Source organism: Streptomyces sp. NPDC059037 (assembly GCF_042740015.1).
Classification (GTDB): Bacteria; Actinomycetota; Actinomycetes; order Streptomycetales; family Streptomycetaceae; genus Streptomyces.
The window spans coordinates 1482-17686 of the sequence record NZ_JBHYIG010000003.1; the positions used below are offsets into that span (position 1 = coordinate 1482).

The 16205-nt window shown below is 71.8% G+C and carries 12 protein-coding genes and 1 pseudogene; 8 read left to right on the top strand and 5 right to left on the bottom strand.

Annotated features, from left to right (window positions below; genetic code table 11):
* The 3 genes from cutA to ACFWY6_RS01145 form a co-directional block, all read left to right on the top strand.
* The coding region (cutA, locus tag ACFWY6_RS01135) for a divalent-cation tolerance protein CutA (protein WP_384684785.1) at positions 1–360 on the top strand (360 nt) is incomplete at its 5' end.
* On the top strand, positions 357–794 hold the full coding sequence (locus ACFWY6_RS01140) for a gamma-glutamylcyclotransferase family protein (RefSeq protein WP_384684787.1): 438 nt from the start codon (positions 357–359) through the stop codon (positions 792–794). The genes cutA and ACFWY6_RS01140, both read left to right, overlap by 4 nt.
* A 177-nt stretch (positions 795–971) precedes the next feature.
* Positions 972–1268, top strand: coding sequence for a DUF6355 family natural product biosynthesis protein (locus tag ACFWY6_RS01145; protein WP_384684790.1), 297 nt, complete (start codon positions 972–974; stop codon positions 1266–1268).
* Positions 1269–1292: 24 nt separating this feature from the next.
* Here ACFWY6_RS01145 and ACFWY6_RS01150 read toward each other — a convergent pair whose 3' ends face one another.
* On the bottom strand, positions 1293–3392 hold the full coding sequence (locus ACFWY6_RS01150; RefSeq protein ID WP_384684793.1) for a molybdopterin oxidoreductase family protein: 2100 nt from the start codon (positions 3390–3392) through the stop codon (positions 1293–1295).
* A gap of 451 nt (positions 3393–3843) precedes the next feature.
* Entirely contained in the window at positions 3844–4587 is a 744-nt protein-coding gene (locus ACFWY6_RS01155; RefSeq protein WP_384684796.1) for a vancomycin high temperature exclusion protein, read from the bottom strand.
* 169 nt (positions 4588–4756) lie between these two features.
* Between ACFWY6_RS01155 and ACFWY6_RS01160 the strand changes: the two genes are divergently transcribed.
* The 5 genes from ACFWY6_RS01160 to ACFWY6_RS01180 all read left to right on the top strand — a co-directional run bounded on the left by ACFWY6_RS01160 (position 4757) and on the right by ACFWY6_RS01180 (position 11918).
* Positions 4757–5680, top strand: coding sequence for a sirohydrochlorin chelatase (locus ACFWY6_RS01160; RefSeq protein WP_384684799.1), 924 nt, complete (start codon positions 4757–4759; stop codon positions 5678–5680).
* Between the two features lie 77 nt (positions 5681–5757).
* The gene (locus tag ACFWY6_RS01165; protein ID WP_384684802.1) at positions 5758–7128 is read left to right on the top strand and encodes a deoxyguanosinetriphosphate triphosphohydrolase; all 1371 of its coding nucleotides are present in this window, start codon (positions 5758–5760) and stop codon (positions 7126–7128) included.
* A 92-nt stretch (positions 7129–7220) separates the two neighbouring features.
* Positions 7221–8483, top strand: coding sequence for an NAD(P)/FAD-dependent oxidoreductase (locus ACFWY6_RS01170; protein WP_384684805.1), 1263 nt, complete (start codon positions 7221–7223; stop codon positions 8481–8483).
* 43 nt (positions 8484–8526) lie between these two features.
* Positions 8527–10437, top strand: coding sequence for a DNA primase (gene dnaG / locus ACFWY6_RS01175; RefSeq protein ID WP_384684807.1), 1911 nt, complete (start codon positions 8527–8529; stop codon positions 10435–10437).
* Between the two features lie 164 nt (positions 10438–10601).
* Positions 10602–11918, top strand: coding sequence for a sigma-70 family RNA polymerase sigma factor (locus ACFWY6_RS01180; RefSeq protein WP_384684810.1), 1317 nt, complete (start codon positions 10602–10604; stop codon positions 11916–11918).
* On the opposite strand, the gene ACFWY6_RS01185 is transcribed toward ACFWY6_RS01180, so the two are convergent.
* The 3 genes and pseudogenes from ACFWY6_RS01185 to ACFWY6_RS01195 form a co-directional block, all read right to left on the bottom strand.
* Entirely contained in the window at positions 11919–13838 is a 1920-nt protein-coding gene (locus ACFWY6_RS01185; RefSeq protein WP_384684813.1) for an ABC transporter ATP-binding protein, read from the bottom strand.
* Positions 13838–15571 carry an ABC transporter ATP-binding protein gene (locus ACFWY6_RS01190; protein ID WP_384684815.1) on the bottom strand — a complete coding sequence of 578 codons (1734 nt, stop codon included), beginning with the start codon at positions 15569–15571 and terminating at the stop codon, positions 13838–13840. Before ACFWY6_RS01190 ends, ACFWY6_RS01185 begins: the two co-directional genes overlap by 1 nt.
* Positions 15572–15760: 189 nt before the next feature.
* Positions 15761–16114, bottom strand: a pseudogene (locus ACFWY6_RS01195) (sugar kinase); the annotation flags it as partial.
* Positions 16115–16205: the final 91 nt, after the last annotated feature.

Sequence of the window (16205 nt, forward strand, 5' to 3'; positions counted from 1 at the left end):
GGTCTATCGCGGAAGTCGCCGCGCCGAGAGTCTGGCGCCCCGCCGCGGGTCCCCCCGCGCGCCCCCCCCCCCGACACCGCCCAGAAGGCAGAAGACCTCGCGAGCGGCGCGGTGGCGGCGCGGGTCGCCGCGTGCGCGCAGATCGGCGGGCCCGTCGTCTCGGTCTACCGCTGGGAGGGCGGCATCGAGACCGCGCGGGAGTGGCAGGTCCTGTTCAAGACGGCGGCCGCGCGGTACGACGCCCTTGAGGCGTGGCTGACCGAAGCCCACGACTACGACACCCCCGAGATCATCGCGACACCGGTGGTGCGGGGCAGCGCGGCATACCTGGAGTGGGTGGCGCGGGAGACCGCCGAGTGAGCGCGGCGGCGGCCCGGCTGCCGTTCTTCGTGTACGGGACGCTGCGGCCGGGGGAGCCCAACCACGACGTCCACCTGCGCGGCCGCGTCGCCGCGGAGCAGCCCGCGCGGCTCGCGGGGGCGGTCCTGTACGCGGGGCCCGGCTATCCGTACCTGGTGGAGGACCCCGAAGCGGGGCCGGTGCGCGGCGAGTTGATCACCGCACTGCCCTCCGCGTACGACCGGCTCCTCGCCGAGCTCGACGTACTGGAGGACTACGCGCCGGGCGACCCCCGCAACCTGTACGACCGGGTGGTGCGGGACGTGACACTCCTGGACGGGGGCACGGCTCGGGCGTGGGTGTACGTGGCGGCGCCGCGGGTGGCGGCGGGGCTGCGGGCCTCGGGGGCGGTGATCGGGGGAGGGGACTGGGCGTTGTTCCGTGCGGGGCGGTGAGAGGGCGATTGAGCTGCTCAAACGCCTGCGCACTCGATCCGGTGGACTCCGTCACCCGTGCGTGCGACGCGCACGAACCACATGATCACGGAAGGTCGCGGCCATGGCACTCTCCGTGTGCACCAGTCGGTGCGCGAGTCGGTGCGTGAGCACCACGTCCTCAGCAGGAGCTGCCCCATGAGCCTTCGCCGTTCGCTTCCGGCCCTCGTCGGCGCCGTAGCACTCACTCTCGGCCTCCCCGTGGCGGCCGCCGCGTCCGCTCACGCCCCGACCGCCGTCATGAACCCCTGCGGGTTCTACGAGACCGGCAGCGACGCGTTCTACAACCACTGCACGAGCGACGGCTCGAAGGTCGTCATCCAGGTGCGGGTCGCCCTCGCCCCCGACTACGAGCGCTGTGTCGGTCCGGGCAACCACTGGCTGGGTTCGGCGAGCAAGATCCAGGGCGCGCACTACGTGAACCGCACCTGCTGATTCCGGCAGGAGCGCGACCGCGGGCTACTCCCTCTCAAGACGTACCGCACACACCTTGAACTCCGGCATCCGGGACACGGGGTCGAGCGCCGGATGCGTGAGGGAGTTGGCCCGCCCCTCGCCCGGCCAGTGGAACGGCATGAAGACCGTGTCCGACCGGATCGCCCCGGTGATCCGCGCCGGGGCGACGGCCCGCCCCCGCCGCGAGACCACCGTCACCGGCTCGCCCTCCTCGATCCGCAGCCGCGCCGCGAGCCGCGGATGCAGCTCCACGAACGGTCCGGGGGCGGCTGAGTTCAACTCGTCGACGCGGCGCGTCTGGGCCCCCGACTGATACTGGGCGAGCACCCGCCCCGTGGTCAGCAGCACCGGATACTCCGCGTCCGCCTCCTCGGCGGCGGCCCGGTGGACGACCGGCACGAACCGCGCGAGGCCGTCCTCGGTGGCGAACCGGTCGAGGAAGAGACGCGGGGTCCCGGGGTGCGCGGCGCCCCTCTCTTGTTCTTCCTCCTCCGCCGGGCAGGGCCAGAAGACTCCCTCGCCGTTGCCCTCCTTCAGGCGTGCGTACGAGATGCCGGAGTAGTCCGCGGGGCCGCCCGCGGACGCCCTGCGCAGTTCGTCGAAGATCTCCTCCGGGTCCGTCGGGAAGCCCTTCTCGTGGCCGAGGCGGGCGGCGAGGCCGTGGAGCACGTCCAGGTCGCTGCGGACTCCATCGGGCGCTGTCACCGCCTGGCGGCGCAGAAGCACCCTGCCCTCCAGGTTCGTCACCGTGCCCGTCTCCTCGGCCCACTGCGTCACCGGCAGCACGACATCGGCCAGTTGAGCCGTCTCGGAGAGGACGACGTCGGCCACCGCCAGGAAGTCGAGCGACCGCAGCCGTTCCTCCACGTGTGCGGCGCGCGGGGCGGACACGACGGGGTTGGAGCCCATCAGGAGCAGAGCCTTGATGTCCCCGCCGAGCGCGTCGAGCAGTTCGTACGCGGACCTGCCGGGGCCCGGCAGCGAATCGGGGTCGACGCCCCACACCCCGGCGACATGCGCCCGCGCCGCCGGGTCCGTCAGCTTGCGGTAGCCCGGCAGCTGGTCCGCCTTCTGGCCGTGTTCGCGTCCGCCCTGGCCGTTGCCCTGCCCGGTCAGACAGCCGTAACCGGCCAGCGGGCGGCCCGCGTTGCCCGTGGCGAGGCACAGGTTGATCCACGCGCCGACCGTGTCGGTGCCCTTGGACTGCTGTTCGGGGCCGCGCGCGGTGAGCACCATCGCCGACTCGGCGGCGCAGAACATCTCCACCGCGTCCCGCAGCTGAGGCACCGGAACGCCGCTGATCCGCTCCACGTACTCCGGCCAGTGCGCCATCGCCGCCGCCCGCGCTTCCTCCCAGCCGCTGGTGCGCTCCGCGATGAACGCCTCGTCCGTCCGCCCCTCGGCCACCACCAGATGCAGCAGCCCGAGGGCGAGCGCCAGGTCGGTGCCGGGGCGCGGCGCCAGATGCAGATCGGCCTGCTCGGCGGTGCGGGTCCTGCGCGGGTCGACGACGATCAACTTGCCGCCGTTCGCCTTCAGTTCCGTCAGATACCGCAGTGCGGGCGGCATCGTCTCGGCGAGGTTGGAGCCGACCAGGATGACGCAGCCCGTGCGCGGGACGTCCGCGAGCGGGAACGGCAGACCCCGGTCGAGTCCGAAGGCCCGCTGCCCGGCGGCCGCCGCCGACGACATGCAGAACCGGCCGTTGTAGTCGATCTGCGACGTGCCGAGCGCCACCCGCGCGAACTTCCCGAGCGCGTACGCCTTCTCGTTGGTCAGACCGCCGCCGCCGAACACCCCGCACGCGTCCGGGCCATGCTCCGTACGCGTGCGGGAGAGCCCGTCGGCGACACGGCCGACGGCCTCCTCCCAGGTGGCCGGTTCGAGCCGGCCCGTGGCGTGGGATCGGATGAGTGGCTCGGTCAGACGCACCCGGGAGGAGAGCACAGCGGGCGCCGTACGGCCCTTGCCGCACAGCGCGCCCCCGTTCACGGGAAACTCGGGACGCTCCACGACCTCCACCCCGCCGGGGCCGGACGTCAGGCCCATCCCGCATTGCAGCGCGCAGTACGGACAGTGGGTCGGTGTCGCCTTGGTGTGCATACCAGCCAGGGTCCGCCGCGCGTGTTACACGCCCCGACGCACTCGCGTTACACACGCGGTAACCCGACCTCAGCGAGCCCCCCACCCCACTGTGAGCCCCGTTCGTGCCCCTTCAGGGGCGCGGGGAACTGCGCGAGGACGGACCACGACCGGCACCCGGCGGACAAGCGGAAGCAGGCAGACGCACCCCCGCCCCTGCTGAGGCCCCCGGCCCAGGTCGTGCCCCATCAGGGGCGCGGGGAACTGCGCGAGGACGGACCACGACCGGCACCCGGCGGACGAGCGGAAGCAGGCAGACGCATCCCCGCCCCTGCTGAGGCCCCCGGCCCAGGTCTCGTGCCCCGTCAGGGGCGCGGGGAACTGCGCGAGGACGGACCACGACCGGCACCCGGCGGACGAGCGGAAGCAGGCAGACGCATCCCCGACCCCGCTGAAGGCCCAGAGTCCAGGCTCAACGAGGTGCGGCCAGCGCCCGGTCCACGCCCGGCTCCCGGGGCCCGAGGAAGCGCGGATCCGGTTGAAACGCCGAGTCCACCGCCGCCTTGCCCGCAGCGAACAACTCCCGCGCGCCGCCGTAGTACCACGTCGCATCGTGCTTGGCGTCGACCCCGACGCCGTACGACGCGACGCCCGCCGCGCGGCACAGCGCGACCGCCCTGCGTATGTGGAAGCCCTGGCTGATCAGCACCGCCCGGTCGACGCCGAACACCTTCTTGGCCCGTACACAGGAGTCCCAGGTGTCGAAGCCGGCGTAGTCGCTGACGATCCGCCGCCCCGGCACACCGCGCTCGGTCAGATACGCGCGCATCGCGTCCGGCTCGTCGTAGTCCTCCCGGCTGTTGTCCCCGGTGACCAGGACGACCTCGATCCGCCCCGCCTCGTACAGCTCGGCCGCCGCGTCCAGCCGGTGGGCGAGATACGGCGACGGCTCGCCCTCCCACAGCCCCGCACCGAAGACCACCGCGACCCGCGTGTGCGGCACGTCCGCCGTCGTACGCAGCCGGCCGTCCGTCGTCACGAACAGCCACGTCGCCGGCAGCAGCGCCACCACGCAGGCGGCCATGAAGCCCTGCACGGCCCGCCGCTGCCCCCGCCGCGTGCGCGGCAACCGCAGCCGCAGCCGCCGCACGCGGGCCCACAGCGGTGTGACCCGCTGCTTCCAGCGGGCCCACCGCGCCCACCCCGGCCGTTCCATCCCGAACCCCCGTCCCCCGCCGGATCCCCCGATCCGATCACTGCGCACAACGGTAAGCGACCCCACCGACAAACGCTGACAACGCTGCTCCGCCCGCCGTGAGCCCGGCTGAAACGACCCGTCACCGGCGCGCAACGCCGACGCAATCTGCCGCGGCCATCCTCGGTTCATGACGGCGTCGAACCCTCTTCGCGACGAGTCCTCTGTGCCCCAGCTCCTGAACGGCACCCCTCTCGAAAGCACGGCGCAACTCATGGACCGGATCACCAGCCAGCTCGGCAGCCAGCTCAATCTCGTGTCGCTCGACGGCAGGCGCCGCACCGAACCGGCGCCCGCGCTCGTCGTGGTCGCGCACGGCAGCCGCGACCCGCGCGCCCTCGCCACCGTCTCGGCCCTGCTCGAACGGGTCCGCGAGCTGCGCCCCCGGCTCACCGTGCGGCTCGGCCACATCGAGCTGAACGAACCGCTGCTCACCGACACCCTCGCCGCGGCGACCGGCTCCGCCGTCCTCGTGCCGCTGCTGCTCAGCCGCGGCTACCACGTCAAGCAGGACATCCCCGACGCGATCGCCGCCGCGCCGCACCTCGACGCGCGCGTCGCCGCCCCGCTCGGCCCGCACCCGCTGCTCGTCGACGCGCTGCACGCCCGGCTCGTCGAGGCGGGCTGGCCGACCCGCCCGAGCGAGGCCGTGCGCCGCACCAGCGGAGTGGTGCTCGCCGCCGCCGGCTCCCGCGACCCGGACTCGGCCGCCGACACCCGGCGTACGGCGGATCTCCTCGCACGGCGCATCGGCGTGCCGGTCGTCCCCGCCTACGCCTCGCCCACCGCCAACTCCCCGCTGACCGTGCCCGCCGCCGTGCGCTCGCTCGCCGCCCGCGGACGCCACCGGGCCGCCGTCGCCTCGTACTTCACCGCGCCGGGCCGGTTCGCCGCACAGTGCGCCGAGGCCGCGCCCTGGATCGCGGCCGCCCCGCTCGGCGACCACCAGGCGATGGCCCGCCTCGTCCTGCACCGCTACGAACAGGCCCGCACGACAGCGGCACCGGCGACCGCGGCCACCTGGCCCCCGGCCCGTCAGCTGACCTCCGCCTGACGCCCGTCCCGCGGCCGCACGGCCGATGAGGGGCCCCTGAAGCCCCCTTTGTCACTGCTTGCGTTTACTGTCGGGGCATGGAAGGCACTGCACCGAACGCGTACGACGACGAGGCTGCCGACGACAAGGCGGTCTACGACAAAGCCGCCTACGACAAGGCCGCCGTCGAGCGATGGGCCGCCGAGCCGGACAAGAGGCCGGGACGCACCGCCTTCCAGCGGGACCGCGCGCGCGTCCTGCACTCCGCGGCGCTGCGCCGCCTCGCGGGCAAGACCCAGGTGGTCACCCCCGGCACGCGGAGCAACGAGGCCTGGGACGCCAGCGCCCGCACCCGCCTGACGCACTCCCTGGAGTGCGCCCAGGTCGGCCGCGAGCTGGGCGCGGCCCTCGGCTGCGACCCGGACCTGGTGGAGACGGCCTGCCTCGCGCACGACATGGGCCACCCGCCCTTCGGGCACAACGGCGAGCAGGCGCTGAACGAAGTAGCCGAGAGCTGCGGCGGTTTCGAGGGCAACGCGCAGTCGCTGAGGCTCCTCACCCGCATCGAACCGAAGCGCTTCATCAGAAGCGAGGAGACGGACGAACTGGTCAGCGTGGGCCTCAACCTGACCCGCGCCGCCCTGGACGCCGCCACCAAGTACCCCTGGCCGCGCGGCTCCCACCCCACGGACCCGGCGTCCCCCAAGTTCGGTGTCTACGAGGACGACCGCCCGGTCTTCGACTGGGTCCGCAGTCAGGCCCCCGGCCGGCGCACCTGCTTCGAGGCGCAGGTCATGGACTGGTCGGACGACGTGGCGTACTCGGTCCACGACTTCGAGGACGGACTGCACGCCGGACACCTCGACCCGAACCTGCTGCACGCCGAGCCCGAGCGCCGGGACATCTTCGCCGTGGCGATCGGCCGCTACGTACCGGCGGACACCGACCCCGAAGAGCTCTCCCAGGCCCTCGACCGGCTCCTCGACCAGGAGTGGTGGCCGCATGGATACGACGGCTCCGCCGTCGCCCAGGCCCGGTTGAAGGACGCCACGAGCCAGCTCATCGGCCGCTTCTGCCTCGCCGCGGAGGCCGCCACCCGCGCGCGCCACGGCACGGGCCCGCTCACCCGGTACGCCGCCGAGCTCGTCGTCCCGCGCGGCGCCCGCCACGAGTGCGCGGTCCTCAAGGCCGTCGCCGACCGCTATGTGATGCAGCGCCCCGCCCAGGAGCGGCTCCGCGCCGACCAGCGGATCGTCGTCGCCGAGCTGGCGCAGGCGCTCACGGCCCGCGCCCCCGAAGGACTCGACCCGCAGTTCCGCGCGCTGTACGACGCGGCGCCCGACGACCGCGCGGCCCTGCGCGTGGTCGTGGATCAGATCGCGTCACTCACGGACGCCGCCGCCCGTTCGCTGCACGCGCGGCTCACGGCACGGCGTCCCATTTCCGAGCAGACCGACCACGGGGCGTGACGAAAACTGGCCGGATAGGGCCGCAACCCCTTCCCCCATCACGCTCCGTGCGGGACGCTCCCCCTGACGGCAAGGCTTTGAGGAGGCATCAAGTGGTCGACGCGGATCAGACGTTCGTCATTGTCGGAGGAGGTCTCGCGGGCGCGAAGGCGGCCGAGACACTCCGATCCGAGGGCTTCACCGGCCGGGTGATCCTCATCGGTGACGAGCGCGACCACCCGTACGAGCGCCCGCCCCTGTCGAAGGGGTATCTGCTGGGCAAGGAGGAGCGGGACAGCGTCTTCGTCCATGAACCCGCCTGGTACGCACAGTCGGACGTGGAGCTGCACCTCGGCCAGACCGTCGTCGCCATAGACCGCACCGCCAAGGCCGTCCGCCTCGGGGACGGCGCCGTCATCCACTACGACCGGCTGCTTCTGGCCACCGGCGCCGAGCCGCGCCGCCTCGACGTGCCGGGCACCGACCTGGTGGGAGTGCACCACCTGCGCCGCCTCGCGCACGCCGACCGGCTGCGTCAGGTTCTGGCCAGTCTCGGCCGCGACAACGGCCACCTGGTGATCGCCGGCGCCGGCTGGATCGGCCTGGAGATCGCCGCGGCCGCGCGGACGTACGGCGCGGAGGTCACCGTCGTCGAGCCCGAGCCCACCCCGCTGCACGCGGTCCTCGGCCCGGAGCTCGGCCAGATGTTCGCCGACCTGCACGCCGAGCACGGCGTGCGCTTCCACTTCGGCGTGAAGCTCACCGAGATCACAGGACAGGACGGCCTGGTCCTCGCCGCCCGCACCGACGACGGCGAGGAGCACCCGGCGCACGACGTGCTCGCCGCGATCGGCGCCGCCCCGCGCACCGCGCTCGCCGAGTCGGCCGGGCTCGAAATCGCCGACCGCGCGCACGGCGGCGGAATCGTCGTCGACGCCAACCTGCGCACCTCGGACCCGGACATCTTCGCGGCGGGCGACGTGGCCGCCGTACTGCACCCGCTCTTCGACATGAGGCTGCGCGTGGAGCACTGGGCGAACGCGCTCAACGGCGGCCCGGCGGCCGCCCGCGCGATGCTCGGCCAGGACGTGACGTACGACCGGGTGCCGTACTTCTTCTCCGACCAGTACGACGTGGGCCTTGAGTACTCGGGCTGGGCGCCGCCCGGGACGTACGACCAGGTCGTGGTCCGTGGCGACGCCGGGAAGCGGGAGTTCGTCGCCTTCTGGCTGAGCGAGGGACGGATCCTCGCCGGGATGAACGTGAATGTGTGGGACGTCACGGACGCCATCCAGAAGCTGATCCGCGCGGGTGCCCGGCCGCCCGCCGAGTCCCTCTCGGATCCCTCCGTCCCGCTGGAGTCGCTGCTGCCGTGACCGGCCGGGCGGGAGTGTCACAGCAGGGCCGTAGTATTCCTACGTGGCAGGCAGGATCAATGACGAGGACGTGAAGGCGGTTCGGGACGCGGTCCCGATCGACGCCGTGGTCTCCGACTACCTCCAGCTGCGCAACGCGGGGGGCGGCAACCTCAAGGGTCTGTGCCCCTTCCACGACGAGAAGTCACCGTCCTTCCAGGTCAGCCCTAGCAAGGGTCTCTTCCACTGCTTCGGCTGCCAGGAAGGCGGCGACACGATCGCCTTCGTGATGAAGATCGACCACCTCACCTTCTCGGAGACGGTCGAGCGCCTCGCCGCCCAGGCGGGCATCACGCTGCGGTACGAGGAGGGCGGGTACAACCCCTCGAACCAGCGCGGCGAGCGCATCCGCCTCGTCGAGGCCCACAAGATCGCCGCGCAGTTCTACATCGACCAGCTGGAGAGCCCCGAGGCGGAGATCGGCCGCAAGTTCCTCGCCGAGCGAGGCTTCGACCAGGCCGCCGCAGCGCACTTCGGCGTGGGCTACAGCCCGGCGGGCTGGGACCACCTCACCCGCTTCCTGCGCGGCAAGGGCTTCAGCGACAAGGAGCTGCTCGCCTCCGGGCTCGCCCAGGAGAGCCGCCGCAACCCCATCGACCGCTTCCGCGGCCGCCTGATGTGGCCGATCCGCGACATCGGCGGCGAGGTCGTCGGCTTCGGCGCCCGCAAGCTGCGCGAGGACGACAACGGCCCGAAGTACCTCAACACCCCCGAAACGCCGATCTACAAGAAGGGCCAGGTGCTCTACGGAGTGGACCTGGCCAAGAAGGAGATCGCCAAGACCTCCCGCGCGGTCGTCGTCGAGGGGTACACCGACGTCATGGCCTGCCACCTCGCCGGCGTCACCACCGCCATCGCGACCTGCGGCACGGCCTTCGGCGGCGACCACATCAAGATCCTCCGCCGCCTCCTGATGGACAACGGCTCGGCTCGGGTGATCTTCACCTTCGACGGCGACGCGGCGGGCCAGAAGGCCGCCCTGCGCGCCTTCGAGGACGACCAGAAGTTCGCCGCCGAGACGTACATCGCCATCGCCCCCGACGGCATGGACCCCTGCGAGCTGCGCCTGGCCAAGGGCGACGAGGCGGTCGCCGACCTCGTCGAACCCCGCACGCCGCTCTTCGAGTTCGCGCTGCGCCAGATCGTCGGCCGGTACGACCTGGAGACCCCCGCGGGCCGCGCCGCCGCCCTGGACGAGGCGGGACCCGTCGTGGCCCGCATCAAGAACAGCGGCGCGCAGCACGAGGTGGCCGTCCAGCTCGCCGGCATGCTCGGCATCCTGGACACCCAGTTCGTCGTCAAGCGCGTTGCCCAGCTGGCCCGTTGGGCCCGCGACCGCGGCGGCCGCGGCCCCGCCCCCCAGCAGCGCCCGGGACAGCAGCAGAACCAGTCGTACGGCCCATCGGCGCCCGCCGCCCCCGCAGGACCCGCGCTGAACCTGCGCAGCCCCGCCCACCGCACCGAGCGCGAGCTGCTCAAGCTGGCCCTGCAGCGCCCGGAGCTGGTCTCCCCGGCGTTCGACGCGTACGGCGTGGACGAGTTCACCGCGCCTCCGTACGCCGCCGTGCGCCGCTGCGTGGAGGAGGCGGGCGGCGCCGACGCGGGCATCGCCGAGCCGCAGGCCTATCTCGCCCGGGTCCTGGACGCGGCGCCCGACAACTCGGTGCGCGCCATGGTCACCGAGCTGGCCGTGGAGGCGATCCTGCGCAAGACCGTCGACGAGATGTACGCGGGCATCCAGCTCGTCCAGGTCAGGCTGCGCGCCGTCGACCGCCGCATCCGCGAGGTCCAGGGCAGCCTGACCCGCCTGGGCGGCCAGGGCGACCCGGCGCAACTGACCGCCGTACAGAACGAGTTGTGGGTCCTCCAGCAGTACGCCCAGGCGCTGCGCGAGCGCGGCGCCGACGCCCTCTAAAGCTCGCCCCGGACGTGCCCTGAGGCGCGCCCCGTACGCATTCTGAGGTTCACCCCGGACGGGTCCGGTTACCCGTCGGGTAACCAGCCGGTCACGGACCGGACTCAAAAAGTCACCGCACGCCCCTCGTGGCGGCCGTGTGTCGTGCCCCACACTGGGTTGCGGTGCCTGAGTCCTCGGAGCGCGGCCGGCCCGCAGACAGCGAATGCGGATCCGGTACACCCGCGGTTCCACACATCGTGTTCGGGACGGACAGCGGCGAGGCCGTGGAAGCCGATCCCGCTGTACCGCTGCCGCACGCCTCAGCAGCGATCATCATGGAGGTCGCCCCCGTGCAGACCCAGACCCTCACACAGAGCGAGACCGCCGTGCCCGCGAAAGCGGGGACGGAGGCCGGCGCGGACGTCATAGCGGCCGTACCGCCGCAGGGCCGCGCCGCACGGCACCCGGAAACGGGCCCCGCGGTCCCCGCGAGCACAGAGGCCCCGGACGCCCCCGAACCCGCCGAGGCGCTCGAACCGGACACCGGCGAGCTGCCCCCGGCACCCCGCGGCCGCACCGACACCGGCGGCCCGTCGTCCGACCTGTTCCGGCAGTATCTGCGCGAGATCGGCCGGATCCCGCTGCTCACGGCGGCGGAGGAGGTGGAGCTCGCCCGCAGCGTCGAGGCCGGGCTCTTCGCCGAGGAGAAGCTGCGGCTCGCCCCCGACCTGGACTCCCAACTCGCGCTCGACCTGGACAAGTTGGTCGTCGCGGGCCGGATGGCCAAGCGCCGCCTGATCGAGGCGAACCTCCGCCTGGTCGTCTCCGTCGCCAAGCGGTACGTGGGACGCGGCCTGACCATGCTCGACCTCGTCCAGGAAGGAAACCTGGGCCTGATCAGGGCAGTTGAGAAGTTCGACTACGCCCGGGGCTACAAGTTCTCGACGTACGCGACCTGGTGGATCCGCCAGGCCATGTCGCGGGCCCTCGCCGACCAGGCCCGCACCATCCGCGTACCGGTGCACGTGGTGGAGCTGATCAACCGCGTCGTGCGCGTCCAGCGCCGCATGCTCCAGGAGCGCGGCTACGAACCCACGCCCGAAGAGGTCGCGGCCCACCTGGACCTGCCGCACGAACGGGTCAGCGAAGTCCTGCGCCTGGCCCAGGAGCCGGTGTCCCTGCACGCCCCCGTGGGCGAGGAGGACGATGTCGCGCTCGGTGACCTCATCGAGGACGGCGACGCGACAAGTCCCGTGGAATCAGCGGCGTTCCTGCTGCTCCGCGAGCACCTGGAGGCGGTGCTCTCCACGCTCGGCGAGCGCGAACGCAAGGTGGTCCAGCTCCGCTACGGCCTCGCGGACGGCAGGCCCCGCACCCTGGAGGAGATCGGCCGCATCTTCGGTGTGACCCGAGAACGCATCCGCCAGATCGAATCCAAGACCCTCAACAAGCTGCGGGACCACGCCTTCGCCGACCAACTGCGCGGCTACCTGGACTAGTCAGTCGACCTCGGCCACGGCCTCGGCGAACTGGGCCTTGTACAGCCGCTCGTACGCCCCACCGGCGGCCAGCAGCGCATCGTGCGTGCCCTGCTCGACGATGTCCCCGTCCTCCATCACCAGGATGGTGTCCGCGTCCCGGATCGTGGAGAGCCGGTGGGCGATGACGAACGAGGTCCGCCCGTGCGCGAGGCGGGCCATGGCCTTCTGGATGAGCACCTCGGTCCGGGTGTCGACGGAACTCGTCGCCTCGTCGAGGACGAGGATCACGGGGTCGGACAGGAACGCCCGGGCGATCGTGATCAGCTGCTTCTCGCCCGCGCTCACCCCCGTGCCCTCGTCGTCGATCACCGTGTCGTAACCCTCCGGAAGCGTCCGCACGAAACGGTCCGCGTGGGCCGCCCGCGCCGCCTCCTCGATCTCCTCGCGGGTGACGTCCTTGGCCGCTCCGTACGCGATGTTCTCCGCGATGGTGCCGCCGAACAGCCAGGTGTCCTGGAGCACCATGCCGATACCGGACCGCAGTTCGTCGCGCGACATCCTCGCGATGTCGACCCCGTCGAGCGTGATGCGCCCGCCGGTGACCTCGTAGAACCGCATCAGGAGATTGACCAGCGTGGTCTTGCCCGCGCCCGTCGGGCCGACGATGGCCACCGTGTGGCCGGGCTCGACCTTCAGGGACAGGCCCTCGATGAGCGGCTTGTCCTTCTCGTAGCGGAAGGAGACATGGTCCATCTCGACCCGGCCGCTCAGCCGGCCGATGCGCTCGCCCGCCACCGGGTCCGGCTCCTGCTCGTCCGCGTCGAGCAGCTCGAAGACCCGCTCGGCGGACGCGACACCGGACTGCACCAGGTTCGCCATCGACGCGACCTGCGTGAGCGGCATCGAGAACTGCCGCGAGTACTGGATGAAGGCCTGCACGTCGCCGATCGACAGCGCGCCCGACGCGACCCGGAGACCACCCACCACGGCCACGAGCACATAGTTGAGGTTCGACATGAAGAACATCAGCGGCTGCATGGCCCCGCTGTTGAACTGCGCCTTGAACCCGGCCTCGTACAGCGCGTCGTTCTGCTCGGCGAAGGCCTTGGCCGACTCCTCCTGACGCCCGAACACCTTCACCAGGCTGTGCCCGGTGTACATCTCCTCGATGTGCGCGTTGAGCTTGCCGGTGCTCTTCCACTGCTGCACGAACTGCGGCTGCGACCGCTTGCCGACCTTCGTGGCGACGTAGAACGACAGTGGCACGGTGATCAGCGCCACCAGCGCGAGCAGCGGCGACACATAGAACATCATCACCAGTACGCCGATGATGGTGAGAACTGAGTTCACCAGCTGACCCATGGTCTGCTGCAGCGTCTGCCCGATGTTGTCGATGTCGTTGGTGGCCCGGCTGAGCACCTCGCCGCGCTGCCGCTTGTCGAAGTACGACAGCGGGAGGCGCGACAGCTTCGTCTGTACGTCCTCGCGCAGCCGGAAGACGGTCCGGTTGATGGCGCGGTTGGAGAGCCGTGTCGCCACCAGCATCAGCAGGCCCGCCGCCAGGAACGTGCCGAGCGCCAGCAGCAGCACCTCGCCGACCGCGCCGAAGTCGATGCCCTCGCCCGGCGTGAAGTCGACCCCGGAGAGCATGTCGGCCATGCCGCCGTCGCCCTTGTCCCGCAGCTGCTCGATCGCCTGGTCCTTGGTGACCCCGGCCGGCATGTCACGGCCGACGATGCCCGCGAAGAGCAGGTCGGTCGCCCTGCCGAGGATCTTCGGGCCGAGCACGGTGAACGCCACGCTGAGCACCACGGCGGCGATCATCCCGTACATCGTGGCGCCCTCGGGCCTGAACTGCGCCAGGAGCCGCTTGCCGGACCCCTTGAAGTCCATGGACCGGGAGTCCGGCCCCATCATGTGTCCGCCCGGACCGGCCATTACGCGGCCTCCGCTTCCGTCAGCTGGGAGAGCACGATCTCCCGGTAGGTCTCATTGCCGGCCATGAGCTCGCGGTGGCTACCGGTCCCCACGACCCGGCCCTCGTCGAGGACGATGATGCGGTCGGCGTCCCGGATCGTCGACACGCGCTGGGCGACGATCACGACGGTCGCCTCGGCGGTCTCGCGGGACAGGGCGCTTCTGAGCGCCGCGTCCGTCGCGTAGTCGAGGGCCGAGAACGAGTCGTCGAAGAGGTAGATCTCCGGGCGCTGGACCAGTGTCCGCGCGATGGACAGGCGCTGGCGCTGACCACCGGAGACGTTCGTGCCGCCCTGCGAGATCGGCGCGTTGAGCCCCTCCTCCAGACCCTCGACGAAGCCCTTGGCCTGGGCGACCTCCAGGGCGTGCCAGAGCTCGTCGTCCGTCGCGTCCGGGTTGCCGTAACGGAGGTTGGTGGCGACCGTGCCGGCGAAGAGGTACGGCTTCTGCGGGACCAGGCTCACGGTCTTCGCGAGCAGCGCAGGATCGACGGTGCCCACGTCGACGCCACCGACGAGGACCTGCCCCTCGGTCGCGTCGATCAGCCGCGGCACGAGGCTGAGCAGCGTCGATTTGCCGCTGCCGGTCGAGCCGATCACCGCGGTCGTCTCGCCGGGGCGCGCCACCAGGTCGATGGCCTTGATGACGGGCTCCTCGGCGCCGGGGTAGCGGAAGCCCGCGGCCCGGATCTCCAGGTGGCCGTGGCTGCGCAGTTCGCGCACCGGGTCGGCCGGGGGCACCACGCTGCTCTCGGTGTCCAGGACCTCCTCGATGCGCTCGGCGCAGACCTCGGCGCGCGGCACCTGCATGAACATGAAGGTGGCCATCATCACGGACATCACGATCTGCATCAGATACGCGAGGAACGCGGTGAGCGCCCCGATCTCCATGCCGCCGCTGTCGATGCGGTGCGCGCCGAACCACACCACGGCGATCGACGAGATGTTCACGACGGTCATGACGATCGGGAACATCAGGGCGAGCAGCTTGCCGGTGCCCAGCGACACCTCGGTCAGCGCGCCGTTGGCCTGCCGGAAGCGGTCCTTCTCGTACTCGTCACGGACGAAGGCGCGGATGACGCGGTTGCCGGTGATCTGCTCGCGCAGCACCCGGTTCACGGTGTCGAGGCGCTCCTGCATCGTGCGGAAGAGCGGGCGCAGCCGCTTCACGATGAGGCTCACGCAGATCCCGAGGACGGGCACGACCGCGATCAGGACGCCCGAGAGCGGTACGTCGAGGCCGAGGGCCATGATGATGCCGCCGACGCACATGATCGGCGCCGACACCATCAGCGTGAACGACATCAGGACCAGCATCTGCACCTGCTGGACGTCGTTCGTGGTCCGGGTGATCAGGGACGGCGCGCCGAACTGGCCCAACTCCCGTGCGGAGAACGACTGCACGCGGTCGAAGACGGCGGCCCGGATGTCGCGGCCGAGCGCGGCCGCGGTGCGGGCGCCGTAGTAGACGGCGCCCACGTTGCAGACCACCTGGGCGACGGTGACGGCGATCATGACGCCGCCGAACGACAGGATGTAGCCCGTGTCCCCCTTCACGACACCCTTGTCGATGATGTCGGCGTTGAGCGTGGGCAGATACAGCGAGGCGCAGGTCTGCAGGAACTGCAGGAGCACCAGCAAGGCGATGGGCTTTTTGTACGGGCTCAGGTGGGCCCGCAGGAGTCGTATGAGCACGGGGTCTCTTCGAGAGGCGTGGGCGGGGATTCTGGCGTGGGCGCCCCCCATACTCCGATACCGCCCCCGGGCGTGCGCAACCGATTAAGTCATGACCCGGTAAAAAGTTTGCCCGAGTCAAGAAGTAGGCACGCCCCTGCGGGTGCGTCGTGGCTTGTCGCGCAGTTCCCCGCGCCCCTATCGGGGCGCTTAGAGTGCCCCCGGATGGGCCTGCTCCCGCACCGTCCGGTACTGCTGGCGTACCGCCTGGCCCACGGCCAGTTCCTCGCCCGGCTCGAAGACCTGCGCCGACGCCCCCTGCCACTGCGGCAGTTGACCCGTCAGGGCCCAGGCGGCCTGGCGTGCCGCGCCGATCGCCGTGTAGTCCGCGGGCTGCGGCACCACGACCTGCGTACCGAGCAGCATCGGCGCCGCGGCCTGCACGGCCGGCAGCTCGGCCGCCGCGCCGAGCAGGAAGACCCGGCGCACCTCCACACCGCGCCCGCGCAGCACGTCGAGCGCGTCACCGAGCCCGCACAGCATCCCCTCGAAGGGGGGGCGCGCCCCCGGGGCGGGGCCCCGCGGCACCCCCCCCCCCCCCCCCAGCGGGGCCGCCGGCGGCGGGCGCTGGGGGGGGGGGTGACCCACCCCAAAA